The 13629-nt window shown below is 70.5% G+C and carries 14 protein-coding genes; 12 read left to right on the top strand and 2 right to left on the bottom strand.

Annotated elements, in window-relative coordinates:
- Positions 1-5: 5 nt before the first annotated feature.
- The 6 genes from ACV530_RS05935 (at position 6) to ACV530_RS05910 (ending at position 6201) form a co-directional block, all read left to right on the top strand.
- Positions 6-665 (top strand): hypothetical protein, encoded by a 660-nt coding sequence (locus ACV530_RS05935; protein ID WP_494331181.1) that lies wholly within the window; start codon positions 6-8, stop codon positions 663-665.
- Positions 665-2185: a proton-conducting transporter transmembrane domain-containing protein gene (locus ACV530_RS05930; protein WP_494331180.1), complete on the top strand. Its 1521-nt coding sequence runs from the start codon at positions 665-667 to the stop codon at positions 2183-2185. Before ACV530_RS05935 ends, ACV530_RS05930 begins: the two co-directional genes overlap by 1 nt.
- A 3-nt stretch (positions 2186-2188) precedes the next feature.
- On the top strand, positions 2189-3685 hold the full coding sequence (locus tag ACV530_RS05925; protein ID WP_494331179.1) for a hydrogenase large subunit: 1497 nt from the start codon (positions 2189-2191) through the stop codon (positions 3683-3685).
- A 106-nt stretch (positions 3686-3791) separates the two neighbouring features.
- Complete coding sequence (locus ACV530_RS05920; RefSeq protein WP_494331178.1) at positions 3792-4133, top strand: ArsR/SmtB family transcription factor; 342 nt, start codon at positions 3792-3794, stop codon at positions 4131-4133.
- Entirely contained in the window at positions 4130-5800 is a 1671-nt protein-coding gene (locus tag ACV530_RS05915; RefSeq protein WP_494331177.1) for a SulP family inorganic anion transporter, read from the top strand. The genes ACV530_RS05920 and ACV530_RS05915 overlap by 4 nt, the downstream gene beginning before the upstream one ends.
- Entirely contained in the window at positions 5797-6201 is a 405-nt protein-coding gene (locus ACV530_RS05910) for a pyridoxamine 5'-phosphate oxidase family protein (RefSeq protein ID WP_494331176.1), read from the top strand. Before ACV530_RS05915 ends, ACV530_RS05910 begins: the two co-directional genes overlap by 4 nt.
- On the opposite strand, the gene ACV530_RS05905 is transcribed toward ACV530_RS05910, so the two are convergent.
- Together ACV530_RS05905 and ACV530_RS05900 are read right to left on the bottom strand one after the other, a co-directional pair.
- On the bottom strand, positions 6193-7353 hold the full coding sequence (locus ACV530_RS05905; RefSeq protein ID WP_494331479.1) for an MFS transporter: 1161 nt from the start codon (positions 7351-7353) through the stop codon (positions 6193-6195). The two genes, ACV530_RS05910 and ACV530_RS05905, sit on opposite strands and share 9 nt — an antisense overlap.
- 52 nt (positions 7354-7405) lie before the next feature.
- Positions 7406-8380: a LacI family DNA-binding transcriptional regulator gene (locus tag ACV530_RS05900; RefSeq protein ID WP_494331175.1), complete on the bottom strand. Its 975-nt coding sequence runs from the start codon at positions 8378-8380 to the stop codon at positions 7406-7408.
- A 179-nt stretch (positions 8381-8559) separates the two neighbouring features.
- Here ACV530_RS05900 and ACV530_RS05895 point away from each other — a divergent pair, with 179 nt between their 5' ends.
- From ACV530_RS05895 to ACV530_RS05870, 6 genes are read left to right on the top strand one after another with little or no spacing between them, the layout of a single operon-like run.
- Positions 8560-9141, top strand: coding sequence for an LOG family protein (locus tag ACV530_RS05895; RefSeq protein ID WP_494331174.1), 582 nt, complete (start codon positions 8560-8562; stop codon positions 9139-9141).
- Positions 9138-9773 carry an HAD family hydrolase gene (locus ACV530_RS05890; RefSeq protein WP_494331173.1) on the top strand — a complete coding sequence of 212 codons (636 nt, stop codon included), beginning with the start codon at positions 9138-9140 and terminating at the stop codon, positions 9771-9773. Before ACV530_RS05895 ends, ACV530_RS05890 begins: the two co-directional genes overlap by 4 nt.
- Positions 9770-10828: a ribose-phosphate diphosphokinase gene (gene prs / locus ACV530_RS05885; RefSeq protein ID WP_494331172.1), complete on the top strand. Its 1059-nt coding sequence runs from the start codon at positions 9770-9772 to the stop codon at positions 10826-10828. Before ACV530_RS05890 ends, prs begins: the two co-directional genes overlap by 4 nt.
- Positions 10812-11540, top strand: a complete 729-nt coding sequence (locus ACV530_RS05880; protein ID WP_494331171.1) for a ribulose-phosphate 3-epimerase — start codon at positions 10812-10814, stop codon at positions 11538-11540. Before prs ends, ACV530_RS05880 begins: the two co-directional genes overlap by 17 nt.
- A 15-nt stretch (positions 11541-11555) precedes the next feature.
- Positions 11556-12092 (top strand): phosphoribosyltransferase family protein, encoded by a 537-nt coding sequence (locus tag ACV530_RS05875; protein WP_494331170.1) that lies wholly within the window; start codon positions 11556-11558, stop codon positions 12090-12092.
- Positions 12093-12119: 27 nt separating this feature from the next.
- Positions 12120-13391 (top strand): adenosylhomocysteinase, encoded by a 1272-nt coding sequence (locus ACV530_RS05870; protein ID WP_494331169.1) that lies wholly within the window; start codon positions 12120-12122, stop codon positions 13389-13391.
- Positions 13392-13629: the final 238 nt, after the last annotated feature.

Genomic DNA, 13629 nt, shown 5'->3' with positions numbered 1-13629 from the left:
CGACGGTGAGCGCCGGTACGTACACCCAGCTCCTCGACCTGGCCTGCGGTGCCTTCATGCTGGCCGCCGTCCTGGTGCTGTGGTACCGCGAACTGTCCGCGGTCGTCCGGGTCTTCGCCCTGCAGGGCGTCGCGCTGGCCGCGATCGGCGCGCTGCTGGGCGCGCATGAGGCCCGCTGGGACCTGGTCGGCGTCGCCGTCGGCGTGGGGGTGCTGCGGGCCGGGGTGCTGCCGTACCTGATGCGGCGGGCCCTGGTGAGGAGCGGGCAGACCCGGGAGACCCAGCCCCTGGCCAACGTGGCGGCCTCGCTGCTGACGGCTGCGGTGCTGACGCTGCTCGCCTACACCGCGGCCCGTCCGCTGGTCGAGCTCGCGCCCTCGCCCGCGACCCGCGCGCTGCCGGTGGGCCTGGCCGTCGTGCTGATCGGCTTCCTCGTTCTCGCCACCCGGCGCCGGGCGCTGGCCCAGATGGTCGGCTTCCTGAGCCTGGACAACGGGATCACGGCGACCGCGTTCCTGGCCACCTCGGGGGTGCCGCTGATCGTCGAACTCGGCGTCTCCTTCGACCTGTTGCTCGCCGTCCTGGTGCTGCACCTGCTCACCGCCCGGATGCGGGCCGCCTTCGGCGGTACGGACATCGACGACCTGCGGGGGCTCCACGACTGATGCCGAACACTTCCAGTGGGGCCACCACCGGCCTGCTGCTCGCCCTGCCCGTCGCCGTGCCGCTGGCGACCGCCGGCGCATATCTGCTGCCGGTGAAGCGGACGGTCAGCGGCTGGGCCGGCCTGATCTCGCCCGCCGCCATCCTCGCCGCCGGTGCCGCCCTGGCCGTGGGCCACCACAACCGTCCCGTCGCCGCCTACGGCCATCTGCTGCGCGCCGACGCGCTGAGCGTGTGGATGCTGCTGGTCATCGGCGCCGTCGCCGCCCTGGCCTGCGCCGCGACTCCCGCGTACCTCGCGGGCGAACAGGATGAACGGGACGAACAGGGCGAGCACGACGACGGGCAGGCCGCCCGCCGCTACTGCGTCCTGGTGCACGTCTTCCTCGCCGCGATGGCCGCCGCCGTGCTCGCCGAGAACCTCGGCGTGCTGTGGGTCGCCATCGAGGCCACCACCGTCGTGACCGCGTTCCTCGTCGGCCACCGCAACACCCGCACCTCCGTCGAAGCCGCCTGGAAGTACGTGGTGATCTGCTCGGCGGGCATCGCGCTGGCCTTCCTCGGCACCGTGCTGATCTACTACGCGGCCCGCCGGGCCGGGCTCTCCGAAGCGGCGGCACTGGACTGGCCCGCCCTGGCCGCCCATGCCCACGGGCTCGACCCGGACGTCACCCGCCTCGGCACCGGACTGGTCGTGCTCGGCTTCGGGGCGAAAGCGGGCCTGGTGCCGCTGCACGCCTGGCTGCCGGACGCCCACAGCCAAGCACCCGCGCCCGTCTCGGCGTTGATGTCCGGAGTGCTGCTCTCGGTCGCCTTCACCGCGATCCTGCGCTACAAAGTCGTCGCCGATGCGGCCCTGGGCTCCGGTTACGCCCGTCTCCTGCTCGCCGTGACCGCGTTGGCGACCCTCGCGCTCGCGGCGGGGATCCTGCTGGGGCAGCGCGACTACAAGCGCATGCTGGCCTATTCGAGCATGGAGCACATGGCCCTGATCGCCCTGGGCAGTGCCGTGGGCAGCCCCCTGGCGATCGCCGCCGTGCTGCTGCACATCGCCGGGCACGGCCTGGTCAAGGCCGTCGCGTTCTGCTCGGCCGGGCACATCCTCCGGTTGCGCCGCACCAGTGCCATCGGGCGGGTGCGCGGTCTGCTGGCCCGCGCGCCGCTGCTGGGCGCGGTCTTCGGGCTGGCGGTGCTGGCCCTGCTGGGCATGCCGCCGTTCAGCCTGTTCGCCTCCGAACTGGGCATCGTCCGGGCCGGGTTCGCCGCCGGGATGGGGTGGCCCGTCGGCGTGGCCCTGCTGCTGGTCCTCGCCGCGTTCGCGGCGCTCGCACTGCGCACCGCGCGGATGACCCTCGGACCCGCGCCCGCGGCCCCCGGCACGCCGGCCGCCGTAGTACGGATCGGGGCCGCCGCCGCTGCCCCACTCGTGGCCGGGCTGCTGGCCTGTGCCGTCCTCGGTACGACCACCGGCCCGCTGACCGGTCTGCTGCACGATGCCGCCGCGATCATCGGAGGGCGCTGACCCATGCACCACCGCACCATCGAGGAGGCCGGCCCGGACCAGGTCGTGGCCCGCGTCGGCGAGTTGATCGGCCAGGGCCACCGGCCGGCGCTGATCGCCGCCCACCACGACGAGACGGCCCTTCGCGTGGTGTACCTGTTCGTCTCCGGCCCGCCCGACACCCGTACCGAACTCCATGTGCGGCTCGACCCGGCCGCACCCGAGGTGCCCACCGTGGCCCATCTCTCCTTCGCCGCGGGCCGGTTCGAACGCGAGATGCGCGACCTGCACGGCGTCGTCCCCTTGGACCACCCGCTGCCCCGGCGCCTGGTACGCCACTACCACTGGCCGCGCGGCTGGTACCCCATGCGCCCGGACGCGGGGCCTCCGCCGTCGTTCTCCGAACCCGAGGGCCCCTACCCCTTCCACGAGGTCGAGGGGGACAGCGTCTACGAGATCCCCGTCGGCCCCGTCCACGCCGGACTGATCGAACCCGGCCACTTCCGGTTCTCGGTCGTCGGCGAGACCATCATCAAGCTCAAGGCGCGGCTGTGGTTCGTCCACAAGGGCATCGAGAAGCTCTTCCAGGGCCGTACCGTCGAGCGCGGCCTCCCGCTGGCCGAACGCATCAGCGGTGACACCGCCGTCGGCCACGCCCTCGCCTACTGCCTCGCCACGGAAGAGGCCACCGGCACGGTCGTACCCGAACAGGCACAGCGCGCCCGTGCGTTGCTGCTCGAGCTCGAGCGCCTGTACAACCACATCACCGACATCGGAGCGCTCTGCAACGACGTGGGTCACGGCATCCTCAACGCCCACGCCCTGCGGATCCGCGAACAGCTCCTGCGCCTCAACGACGAGATCACCGGGCACCGCCTGTTGCGCGGCGGCGTGCTCCCCGGCGGTGCGGCGCTGCGTGCCCTGCCTGGCGCGCGGCGGATGGCGGCGATCGGCGCGGACATCCGTGAGATCACCGGCCTCGCCCTCGGCCACAGCACGATCCGCGACCGTTTGACCACCACGGCCCGGCTCTCCCCCACCGCCGCCCGGGACCTCGGCTGCCTCGGGTACGTGGCCCGGGCCAGCGGCCTGGAGACGGATGCCCGGCTGTCGCACCCCTTCCATGACCTGGGCGGCGCCCTGACCGTGCCCGTTCACCTCACCGGCGACGTCCTGGCCCGCTTCCTCGTCCGCGCCGACGAGACCGACGCCTCGCTCGCCCTGATCGCCCGCCTCGCCGAGGGCCTGCGGCCGGGGACCGTCCGCGTTCCCCTGGCCCACGTCCCCCCGGCCCGCGGCGACAGCCCGCGATCGGGAGTGGGGATCGTCGAGGGCTGGCGCGGCACCATCACCACCCGCGTCGAGCTCGCACCCGATCACACCCTGAGCCGGGTCAAGCCCGTCGACCCGTCCTTCTTCAACTGGCCCGCGCTGCCCGTCGCCCTGGCCGACACGATCGTCCCGGACTTCCCGCTGACCAACAAGAGCTTCAACCTCTCGTACGCGGGCAACGACTTGTGACACCCGGCTCCCGGCCGGCGGGGCGGCCCCGCGACAGGGAATTGCAAACTTCTGCAATTCCCTACATGATGCATTGACCGTCCCCGCAAGCGATCGAGGGTTTTTGGTGTCAGTCCCGCTGTACCAGGCGAAAGCCGAGTTCTTCCGGATGCTGGGGCACCCTGTCCGCATCCGGGTGCTGGAGCTGCTCCAGGACGGGCCCACCCCTGTGCGCGACCTGCTGGCCGCGATGGAGGTGGAACCGGCCGCGCTCTCCCAGCAGCTGGCGGTGCTGCGCCGCTCGGGGATCGTCATGTCCACCCGCACCGGCTCCACGGTCGTCTACGAACTCGCGGGCGGGGACGTGGCCGAGCTGATGCGCGCCGCCCGGCGGATCCTCACGCAGATGATCAATGGCCAGAACGCGCTCCTGCGGGAGCTGCGGGAAACCGGGGGCGGGGCCGAGTGAGCACGATCACCGTCCGGGCCGCCCTGGCCCGGGTGCGCTCCCTCCTGCCCGGCCGCGACGACCTCGCCGCCGCGCGCCGCGATCCCGGGCGCGACCTGCTGGCGGGACTGACCGTGGCGATAGTGGCCCTGCCGCTCGCGCTGGGCTTCGGCGTCTCCTCGGGCCTCGGCGCCGAGGCCGGGCTGGCCACGGCCGTGGTCGCCGGCGCGCTGGCGGCGATCTTCGGCGGCTCGAACCTCCAGGTCTCCGGCCCCACCGGCGCGATGACGGTCGTCCTCGTCCCGATCGTCGCCCAGTACGGCCCCGGCGGCGTCCTGGCCGTCGGGCTGCTGGCAGGCGTACTGCTCATCGCCCTCGCGCTCGCCCGCGCCGGGCGCTGCATGCGGTACGTCCCGGCTCCGGTCGTGGAGGGCTTCACGCTCGGCATCGCCTGCGTGATCGGCCTGCAGCAGGTGCCGAACGCCCTGGGGGTGCCCAAACCGGAGGGCGACAAAGTCCTGGTAGTGGCCTGGCGGGCGATCGAGACGTTCACCAGGACCCCCAACTGGACGGCCATTGCCCTCGCCGCCGCCGTGGCCGTGGTCATGCTGGCCGGTGCGCGGTGGCGGCCGACGATCCCGTTCTCGATCGTGGCGGTGACCGGTGCGACGGTCGTGGCCCAGGCGTGCCACCTGGACGCGGCCCGTCCGATCGGGGACCTGCCCGCCGGACTGCCCGCCCCCTCCCTCGCCTTCCTCCACCCGGACGCCCTGGGCTCGCTGCTGACGCCCGCTGTCGCGGTGGCGGCCCTGGCGGCCCTCGAGTCCCTGCTGTCCGCATCCGTCGCCGACGGGATGACCACCGGACAACGACACGACCCCGACCGCGAGTTGTTCGGCCAGGGCCTGGCCAACATCGCCGCTCCGCTCTTCGGCGGCGTCCCGGCGACCGGTGCGATAGCGCGTACGGCGGTCAATGTCCGTACCGGTGCCACGTCACGGCTGGCCGCCCTCACCCACGCCGCCGTGCTCGCGGTCGTCGTCTTCGCCGCGGCCCCGCTCGTCTCCCGTATCCCGCTCGCCGCCCTCGCCGGCGTGCTGATCGCCACCGCGATCCGCATGGTCGAGGCCGGCTCGCTCCGGGCCATGGCCCGTGCCACCCGCTCCGACGGCCTCGTCCTCGTCCTCACCGCCGTGGCGACCGTGACGCTCGACCTGGTCTACGCGGTCCTCATCGGCCTGGCCGTCGCCGGTGCGCTGGCGCTGCGCGCGGTGGCCCGGCAGGCCAGCCTCGACCGGACGCCTCTCACGACCGACACCACCGGCGAACATGCCCTGCCGGACGGGCACATCGTGGCGTACCGGCTCGACGGGCCGCTGTTCTTCGCCGCCGCGCACCGCTTCCTGCTCGAGCTGTCCGAGGTGACGGACGTACGCGTCGTCATACTGCGCATGTCCCGGGTGTCCACCATCGACGCCACCGGCGCCCTCGTGCTCAAGGACGCCGTGACCGGACTCCGCCGCCGCGGCATCACCGTCCTGGCCTCCGGCGTACGCCCCGGCCAGCGTCAAGTCCTCGAATCCCTCGGCGTACTGGACCTGATACGGCCGGACGGCAAGGAGTACGCCACCACACCGGAAGCCATCGCCGCCGCACGCACCCACCTGCAAGAGGAGCCCGCCCGATGACCGCAACTCCCGCGCCGCGCCGCATGGTCGACGTCTCCGGGGAGGAGGCCCTCTACCTGCTCGGCGGCGCCGACCAGGGTCGGTTGGTGTACGGGCAGCGCGATGCCGTCGCGGTGCGGCCGGCCTCACACGTCCTGGAGTACGGCCGCCTCATCGTCCGCACCCCCGCCCCCGCCCTCACCGGCCAGGTCACCGTCACCTATCACTCGGACCTCATCAACCCCACCACCGGGACGGGTTGGGCGGTGACGGCCACCGGTCCGGTGGAGAGCGTCACCGACCCGGACGAGGCCGCCCACTACCGCCGCACCCTGCCCGGCTGGACCCACGGCCCCCACGACTCGCTCCTGCGCATCCATCCGCGCACCGTGTACGGCTACCGCTTCGGCCACTCAGGCTGACAGTGCGCGCCGCCCACGGCGGTTGAGGTCGGTCACGATCGCGATGAAAGTGGCGGCCACGGCAAGCAGCGCGCCGACCACATTGGGCGAGGCGTAGCCATAGCCCGCGTCGATGACCACGCCGCCGAGCCAGGCGGCAAGCGCGTTGCCGACGTTGAGCGCCGCGACATTGGCGGCCGAGGCGAGAGTGCGTGCCTCGGAGGCCACGTGCATGATGCGGTGCTGCAAGGTGGGAATCGCGGCGGTCCCGCACAGCCCCAGCACCGTCAGGGTGATCACGGCAGGTGTCTTGAAGTGGACGGTCCAGGCGAACGCCGCGAGCAGCACCGCCAACGCGACGAGCGTGCCGTGCAGTGTGGCGACCGGGAATTTCCCGGCAAGGTGTCCGCCGAGAAGGTTGCCTATGGACATCCCGATTCCGTAGAGCATGAGAATCATCGTGACCGCGGCCGGCGCGAAGCCGCTCACCTTCACGAGCATGGGCTCGATGTAGGTGAAGGAGGCGAATATCGCCGCGGAAACCAGCGTGGTGACGAGGAGGGTGATCCACACTTGTTTCCGGCGGAACGCACCCAATTCGGTGCGGAGTCCGCCGCCTTCAGGGCGGGGTTGTGCGGGCAGGAGCACAAGGATGCTGAGAAGTCCGACAGCACCGATCAGTGCCACACCCAAGAAGGTTGCCCGCCAGCCGAAATGCTGGCCGATGAAGGTTCCCAGGGGCACGCCGAGAATCGTCGAGACGGTCATGCCGCTGAACATCAGCGAGATGGCGGTCGCCCGGCGGTGCGGGGGGACAAGATCAGCGGCGGCGACCGAGGCGACACCGAAGAACGCACCGTGGGCGAGTGACACCAGTACGCGTGCGGACAGCAGCAGGGTGTATCCGGGTGCGACGCTCGCCAGGAAGTTGCCCACGACGAAGACGGCCATGAGCAGTACGAGAATCGCCCGGCGGGGGAAACGAGTGGTCAAGGCCGCCAGGGGCAGGGCACCGACCACGACGCCGAGGGCGTAGCCGGACACCAGATAGCCGGCCACGGGTACGGAGACGGACAGGTCGGCGGCCACGTCCGAGAGTAATCCCATGATGACGAACTCGGTCGTACCGACCGCGAAAGCGCTGACGGCCAGTGCGAGGATTGCCAGGGGCATGAATGAAGAGACTCCTTCGACTTCAACTTCTTCGACTTCTTCGACTTCGATTTCAACTTCGAGGCGGCGGTCCCGCAGAGTCCCGCTGGACGAACTCGACCGGCAGGACGGTCCTGGTCTTCTCGGCGTCGTTGCGCAGGAGTTGCTCCATTCCCAGGCGGCCGAGTTCACGGGCGGGAAGGCGCACCGTGGTGAGGGCGGGTACCAGCAAGGAGGCGATGGGCAGGTCGTCGAACCCGATGACGGACAGGTCACGCGGGATGGACAGGCCCAGGCTCTGCGCGGCGGAGTAGGCGCTGACGGCCATGTTGTCGTCGTCGCAGATGATTCCGGTCACCGCGGTGTCGCGGCGCAGCGCGGCCACGATGATCTCTCGCGCCCGTACGCCGTCGAACGGGACGACCAGGCTTCGGCCTTGCACATCACCGTGGACGGCGAGCCGACTGCGGAATGCCTCGGCGCGCTGCCTGAACGTCCAGGCGTCACGTTCCGCGCGTACGTGGAGGAGATTCCGGTGTCCCAAATCGACCAGGCAGTCCACGGCGGACCGCATTCCGGCGCCGACGTCCATGGTGATCGAGGAAATGTCGGCGTCGTCCGGATCGCTGTCGAGGGCGACCGCGGCAACACCGTCCCGCAGGGCGTCGATGCTGCCGGTGGACACGGCGCACGCGAGGACCCCGTCGATGGCTTGTCGCGGGGAAGGGAACGGGCCTTGTCCGTCCTCGCCGTCGAGGGGGTACACGATCACGCCGGTCCCCCGGCCGGCTCCGCTGTGGGCCGCTCCGCTGTGCACGTCGGCGAAATAGGGGTTCGTCATGGACGGCACGACCAGCAGCACCGTGCCGGTCCGCCCCAATCGCAGGCTGCGCGCCGCGAGATTGGGTTTGTACCCCAAGTCGACAGCGCCATCCAGTACTTTCTGCGCCGTTCTGGCCGAGACGCGGCCGTGCCACTTGCCCGACATCACCAGTGAGACGGTGCTCTGGGACACACCGAGCCTGAAGGCCAGGTCCTTTCCCGTCATGTGAGGTGCGTCGGCCGGGGAGCTCTCCGTCCCGTGGAGCCATTCAGACAACGGTTTCCCCAACTCTTCCCTGCGCGGTGGAGGTTCAGCTTCCGGTACTCCTTGCGCAGGACATCATACGTATGATGTGGTTGCCCAACCAGAGGTAAAGTCATCGAAGTTCAGCACTTGGAGACCTCATGACAGCGGCCGTTACCGTGTATTGCGGGGCCTCATCCGGCGGGCATCCCGGCTATATCGACGCGGCACGCCGATTAGGGCAGGCACTGGCCCGGGAAGGTATGGACCTGGTCTACGGCGGAGCGTCCACCGGCCTGATGGGATGTGTGGCGGACGCGGCACTTCAGGGCGGCAGCCATGTCACCGGAGTGATTCCACAGAGCATCGTCCAACACGAAGTCGCCCACACCGCCCTGACCGACTTACGCGTCGTACAGACCATGCATGAACGCAAGGCATTGATGGCCGAGTTGGGCGACGCCTTCGTTGCAATGCCAGGCGGATTCGGCACCGCGGAGGAGCTGTTCGAGGTCCTGACATGGGCCCAGCTCGGACTGCACAGCAAGCCGTGCGCCCTGCTGAACACCAATGGCTACTACACCCCCCTCCTGAGGTTCCTGGAACACGCGGCCGACGAAGGCTTCGTGCACCGGCGCTACCTCGACAACGTGATCGTCGAGGACGACCCCCACGTCCTCCTCTCCCGCCTCGCGCATCACCGCGCGCTGCCGCACCTGTTCGCGGAGGTGGCGGAAGCATGACCTTCCCCACTGCTGACGTCCCCGCCCTTGCCGTGTTCGATCTCGACGGGACCTTGCTTCCGGAGACGACCTCATGCCGGGAGATCGCCCGAGTGGTCGGCGCCCAGGCGGACATCCACGAGCTGGAAGCGGCATACGACCGAGGTGAGATCGACAGCCGCGCCTTCGCGGTCAGCGCTCTGGAATGCTGGAGTACAGGCGGCCCGGCCGTCTACCGCCAGGCCTTCGACACCGCACGCTTCATCGGTGGCATGCGGGAGAGTCTGGCGTGGCTGCGCGAATGCGGGACGACGACCGTCCTGGTCACGATGTCGCACAGGGAGTTCGCCGAGTGCCTCGACGGCTTCGACCACGTCTTCGCGTCCGACTACCCCGACGCCATCCTCAACCCCGAGGACAAGCCGCTGGTAGTGGAGAAATTACGGGCCGAACTCGGCATCGCGACGGCCGATGACGTCATAGCCTTCGGCGACTCGACCTCCGACCTCCCGCTCTTCCGCACCCTCCGGCGGACGGTCGCCGTCAACGCCTCCCCCGCCCTCACCGCGCTGGCCGCGCACGGTTACCGGGGCGACGACCTGCGCACGGCACTGCGCCTGGTCTGCCCGGCAGCAGAGGAGCTGGTCTCATGAGCGCCGGCACCGGCACCATCACCGTCGCATGCCGGTCCTTCGCCGACGACTTCCCCGACGGGCTCAGCGCCCTGCACGACGCCCTGGACCGACGCGGCCTGGCCGCCGAGAAGCACGAGCTGGTCGACGGACGGTTCCCCGACGGCGAGTTGTGCGTCGACCTGCCCGGCGACCCCACCGGCGCGCATGTGGTCATCCACCAGTCCCTGACGGGGCCCGCCGAGCAGGTCGACCAGTCCACGATGGCCCTGCTGGCCGTGGCCCGCGCCTACCGTGAGCACGGGGCCCGCACCGTCACCGCCGTCGTCCCGCACCTCGCCTACGCGCGCCACGACCGGCACGTAGCCGGTGAACGCCGCCCGGTCATGGCAGGGTTGCTGGCCCAGCTCGCCGCGACAGCCGGTATCGACCGGATCGTCACCCTGGCCTCGGGCGCCCAGGACCGTCTCGGACCGCTCAGCGAGCCGGTCGACCTGGTGCAACTTCCCCCGGACAACGCGCTGACGTACCTGGTCCGACCCTGGGTCGTGCCCGGCCGTACGGTACTCGTGGCACCGGACGCGGGGGCAGCCGGCCAAGTCCGCCGCCTGGCCGACCGGTTGGGCTTGCCAGTCGCCACCGCCACGAAGACCCGCACCGGGCCCGACTCCGTCACCGCGACCCTCGCCGCCACCGCACTCGGCCCGTTCGACCGCGCCATCGTCGTCGACGACCTGATCACCAGCGCGGGAACCATGCTCGCGGTGGCCCGGCTGATGCAGACGGAGTTCGAGGGATGCCAGGTGCTCTGTGCGGCAACCCACCTGCGCCCCACGGCAACCGGCGAACAGCGACTGGCCGATGCCCTGGACGACGGGACGCTGCGCCGCGTCCTCACCACCGATTCGGCGGGCCACCGGCCCCGTATCCCCGGCGTCGATGTCACCCCCGTCCTCCCCCTGATCGCCGACGCCGTAGCCGAACAGATCTCCCCCTCCCCCTCCCCCTCCCCGTCCCCGTCCCCGAACCCGTCCCCGTCAGAGGAAAGGCTCGCCGCACATGCAGGCTCCCACTGAGCTGCTCGCCCCCGCCCTCACCCCCACGGCCGGGCGGCTGCCGACGCTGTCGATGTCCGTGGTCTGCCTCGACCTGACCCGACTCGGCGAACACATCGAGCGCGTGAGCGCGTTGGGGATCAGCCGGCTGCACGTCGACCTCATCGACCCGGCCTTCGCGCAGAACGTCGGACTGCCCCTGGAGACCATCAGCGACCTGGCGGCCGGCTGCGGCCTGCCGATCGACGTGCACGCCATGCTGGAGCACCCCGGCGACCTGCTGGAGCAGGCCGCGGAGCGCGGCGCCTCGACCGTCTGCGTCCACCAGCGGACCGTCACCCCACAGGTCCTGGCCAGCTTGCAGCGCCTGACCGCCACCGGGTCCACCGAGGTGGGCCTGGTCGTCGATCCGGGAGAGCAGCTGAACCGCGACCTGGTCGAGCGGCTGGCACCCGCCCAGCTGACCGTGATGAGCGTCGAACCGGGCGGCGTGGGAAGGCCGTTCCGCGACGAGGCCCTGCTCACTCTCGCCGAGGCCGCCGAGCTGCGCGAGCGCGGAGTGGTGCGGCGGGTCGAGGCCGACGGGGCGGTCGGACCCGCCACGGCCCCGCGCCTGGTGGCCGCCGGAGCGGACCAACTCGTGCTGGGCAGCACGGTCTTTCCGCTGCGCGGCCCCGAAGGCAACCGCCTGGACGATCTGGCACTCGCCCTCACCGCTCTCCCCTCCGTCTGAATCCAGGACTGTGTCATGACGCTTACGCACACCATCACCATCGGCGACGTCCGTCGCGAGCTGCCGGTCGTTCAAGTGGCAGACGGAGTCGGTATCGCCTTCCTCAAGCTGTATGGCGACGTGGAACTCACCGTCGCCTGCGCCCGCGAACTTGCCCAGCGGATACCCGACGACGTCGATGTCATCGTGGGTCCGGAGACCGGAGGCATCCTGCTCGCGCACGAGCTCGCCGAGCACTCCGGGTGCCCCTACGTGATCGCCCGCAAGAAGCTGCGTCCCAACATGACCAAGCCTCTTCGCGTTCCGGTCCAGAGCATCGGCACTCCGGGACAGCAGGAACTCTTCCTCGGCGAGGACGATGTCGAACTCATCGAGGGCCGCCAAGTAGCCATCGTCGACGAGGTCATCAGCAGCGGCGGCACCCTCAAGGCACTCCGCGAGCTCGTCGCCGCGGCCGGCGGAACGGTGCGGCAGGTACTGACCGTGGCCACGGAGGGAGAGCGCAGACCCGACGTGGAGGCACTGCTGCACCTCCCCGTCTACACCCCCTAGCCCCGCACGAGCCCCAGGAGCAACACCATGACGCCCACCTTCCACGCAAGCGACGTCGCCGACGCCAGCCTCGCGAGCCACGGCGCGGGACTGTGCGACTGGTCGTCCCAGTCCATGCCCATCCTGGCGCGGATCCGCGAGCGCTACGCCGTCGAGAAGCCCTTCCAGGGCAAGCGCATCGCCATCGCCGTCCACATCACCACCGAGACCGCCAACCTCGCCCTGACCCTCCAGGCCGGCGGCGCCGAGGTCTTCCTGTGCGCGTCCAATGTGAGGACGACGAACGACGCGGTCGCCGCGTACGCGGCCCAACAGGGCGTGTACGTCTACGGCATCCAGGGCGAGGACCGCGAGACCTACACCAAGCACTGCCACCACGTCCTCGACGCCCGCCCCCACCTGGTCATCGACGACGGCGCCGACCTGACCGGCCTGCTGCACGGCCCGCGCACGGATGCCGCGTCCGATGTCATCGCCGGTCTGGAGGAGACCACGGCAGGCATCCAACGCCTCCGCAGCCTCGAGACCGACGGGCTGCTGCGGTTCCCCGTCATAGCCGTCAACGAGGCGCGCACCAAGCACATGTTCGACAATCGCTACGGCACCGGTCAGAGCACCATGGATGCCATCCTCCGGCTGACCAACACCCTGGTCGCGGGCTCACGCGTGGTCGTGGCCGGTTACGGCATGTGCGGAAAGGGTGTCGCGGCACGGGCCCGCGGCATGGGCGCCGACGTCCTGGTGACCGAGGTCGACCACGTCCGTGCCCTGGAAGCCGTCATGGACGGGTACCGGGTCATGGAGATGGACCGCGCTGCAGAGCTCGGCAACATCTTCGTCACCGTCACCAGCAACAAGAACGTCCTCACGGCGGAGCACTTCGCCCGCATGCCCGACGGCGCCATCGTCTGCAACTCCGGTCACTTCGACGTGGAGATCGACGTCCCGGCACTGCGCGCCGCGGCACTCAAGCACACCCAACCCCGCCCCGGCGTCGACCAGTACACCCTCGCCAACGGTCGCCGCGTCAACCTGCTCGCGGCGGGTGAAGTCGTGAACCTCGCCGCGGCCGAGGGCAACCCTGCCACCCTGATGGACATGTCCTTCACCAACCAGGTCCTGGGCTGCGAGTACCTCGTCAAGAACGCCGCGGACATGGACCGCCGCGTCCACACCCTGCCGGCCGACATCGACGACCAGGTGGCGCACCTGAAACTCCAGACGCTGGGCGTCGACATCGACACTCTGACCGATGAGCAGGTCGCCTACCTCAACTCCTGGGACCAGGGCAACGCCTGACAGCCCCGGCCGCAGCGGCACGCGTTGACCGCTGCGGCCGTAAACTCCCCTTTCCAGCACCGCACTTCACTTCCGGAAGGCCGCCCCGTGCCAGCAGTTCCCCCCGAACCGGTCCTCGTTGTCGATTTCGGTGCGCAGTATGCGCAGCTCATTGCTCGTCGGGTCCGTGAGGCCCGGGTGTACAGCGAGATTGTGCCGAGCACGATGCCTGTGGCGGAGATGCTCGCGAAGAATCCGA

The organism is Streptomyces sp. SX-6 (assembly GCF_059089585.1).
Note: the sequence above shows the minus strand (reverse complement) of the source record. Positions and strands in the feature narration are given on the sequence as shown.

Excerpts from the sequence above, each read along its gene's own strand:
- ACV530_RS05930 (WP_494331180.1), top strand. The coding sequence starts at position 665 with ATGCCGAACACTTCCAGTGGGGCCACCACCGGCCTGCTGCTCGCCCTG.
- ACV530_RS05925 (WP_494331179.1), top strand. The coding sequence starts at position 2,189 with ATGCACCACCGCACCATCGAGGAGGCCGGCCCGGACCAGGTCGTGGCC.
- ACV530_RS05910 (WP_494331176.1), top strand. The coding sequence starts at position 5,797 with ATGACCGCAACTCCCGCGCCGCGCCGCATGGTCGACGTCTCCGGGGAG.
- ACV530_RS05905 (WP_494331479.1), bottom strand. The coding sequence starts at position 7,353 with ATGCCCCTGGCAATCCTCGCACTGGCCGTCAGCGCTTTCGCGGTCGGT.
- ACV530_RS05900 (WP_494331175.1), bottom strand. The coding sequence starts at position 8,380 with ATGACGGGAAAGGACCTGGCCTTCAGGCTCGGTGTGTCCCAGAGCACC.
- ACV530_RS05895 (WP_494331174.1), top strand. The coding sequence starts at position 8,560 with ATGACAGCGGCCGTTACCGTGTATTGCGGGGCCTCATCCGGCGGGCAT.
- ACV530_RS05890 (WP_494331173.1), top strand. The coding sequence starts at position 9,138 with ATGACCTTCCCCACTGCTGACGTCCCCGCCCTTGCCGTGTTCGATCTC.
- prs (WP_494331172.1), top strand. The coding sequence starts at position 9,770 with ATGAGCGCCGGCACCGGCACCATCACCGTCGCATGCCGGTCCTTCGCC.
- ACV530_RS05880 (WP_494331171.1), top strand. The coding sequence starts at position 10,812 with ATGCAGGCTCCCACTGAGCTGCTCGCCCCCGCCCTCACCCCCACGGCC.
- ACV530_RS05875 (WP_494331170.1), top strand. The coding sequence starts at position 11,556 with ATGACGCTTACGCACACCATCACCATCGGCGACGTCCGTCGCGAGCTG.
- ACV530_RS05870 (WP_494331169.1), top strand. The coding sequence starts at position 12,120 with ATGACGCCCACCTTCCACGCAAGCGACGTCGCCGACGCCAGCCTCGCG.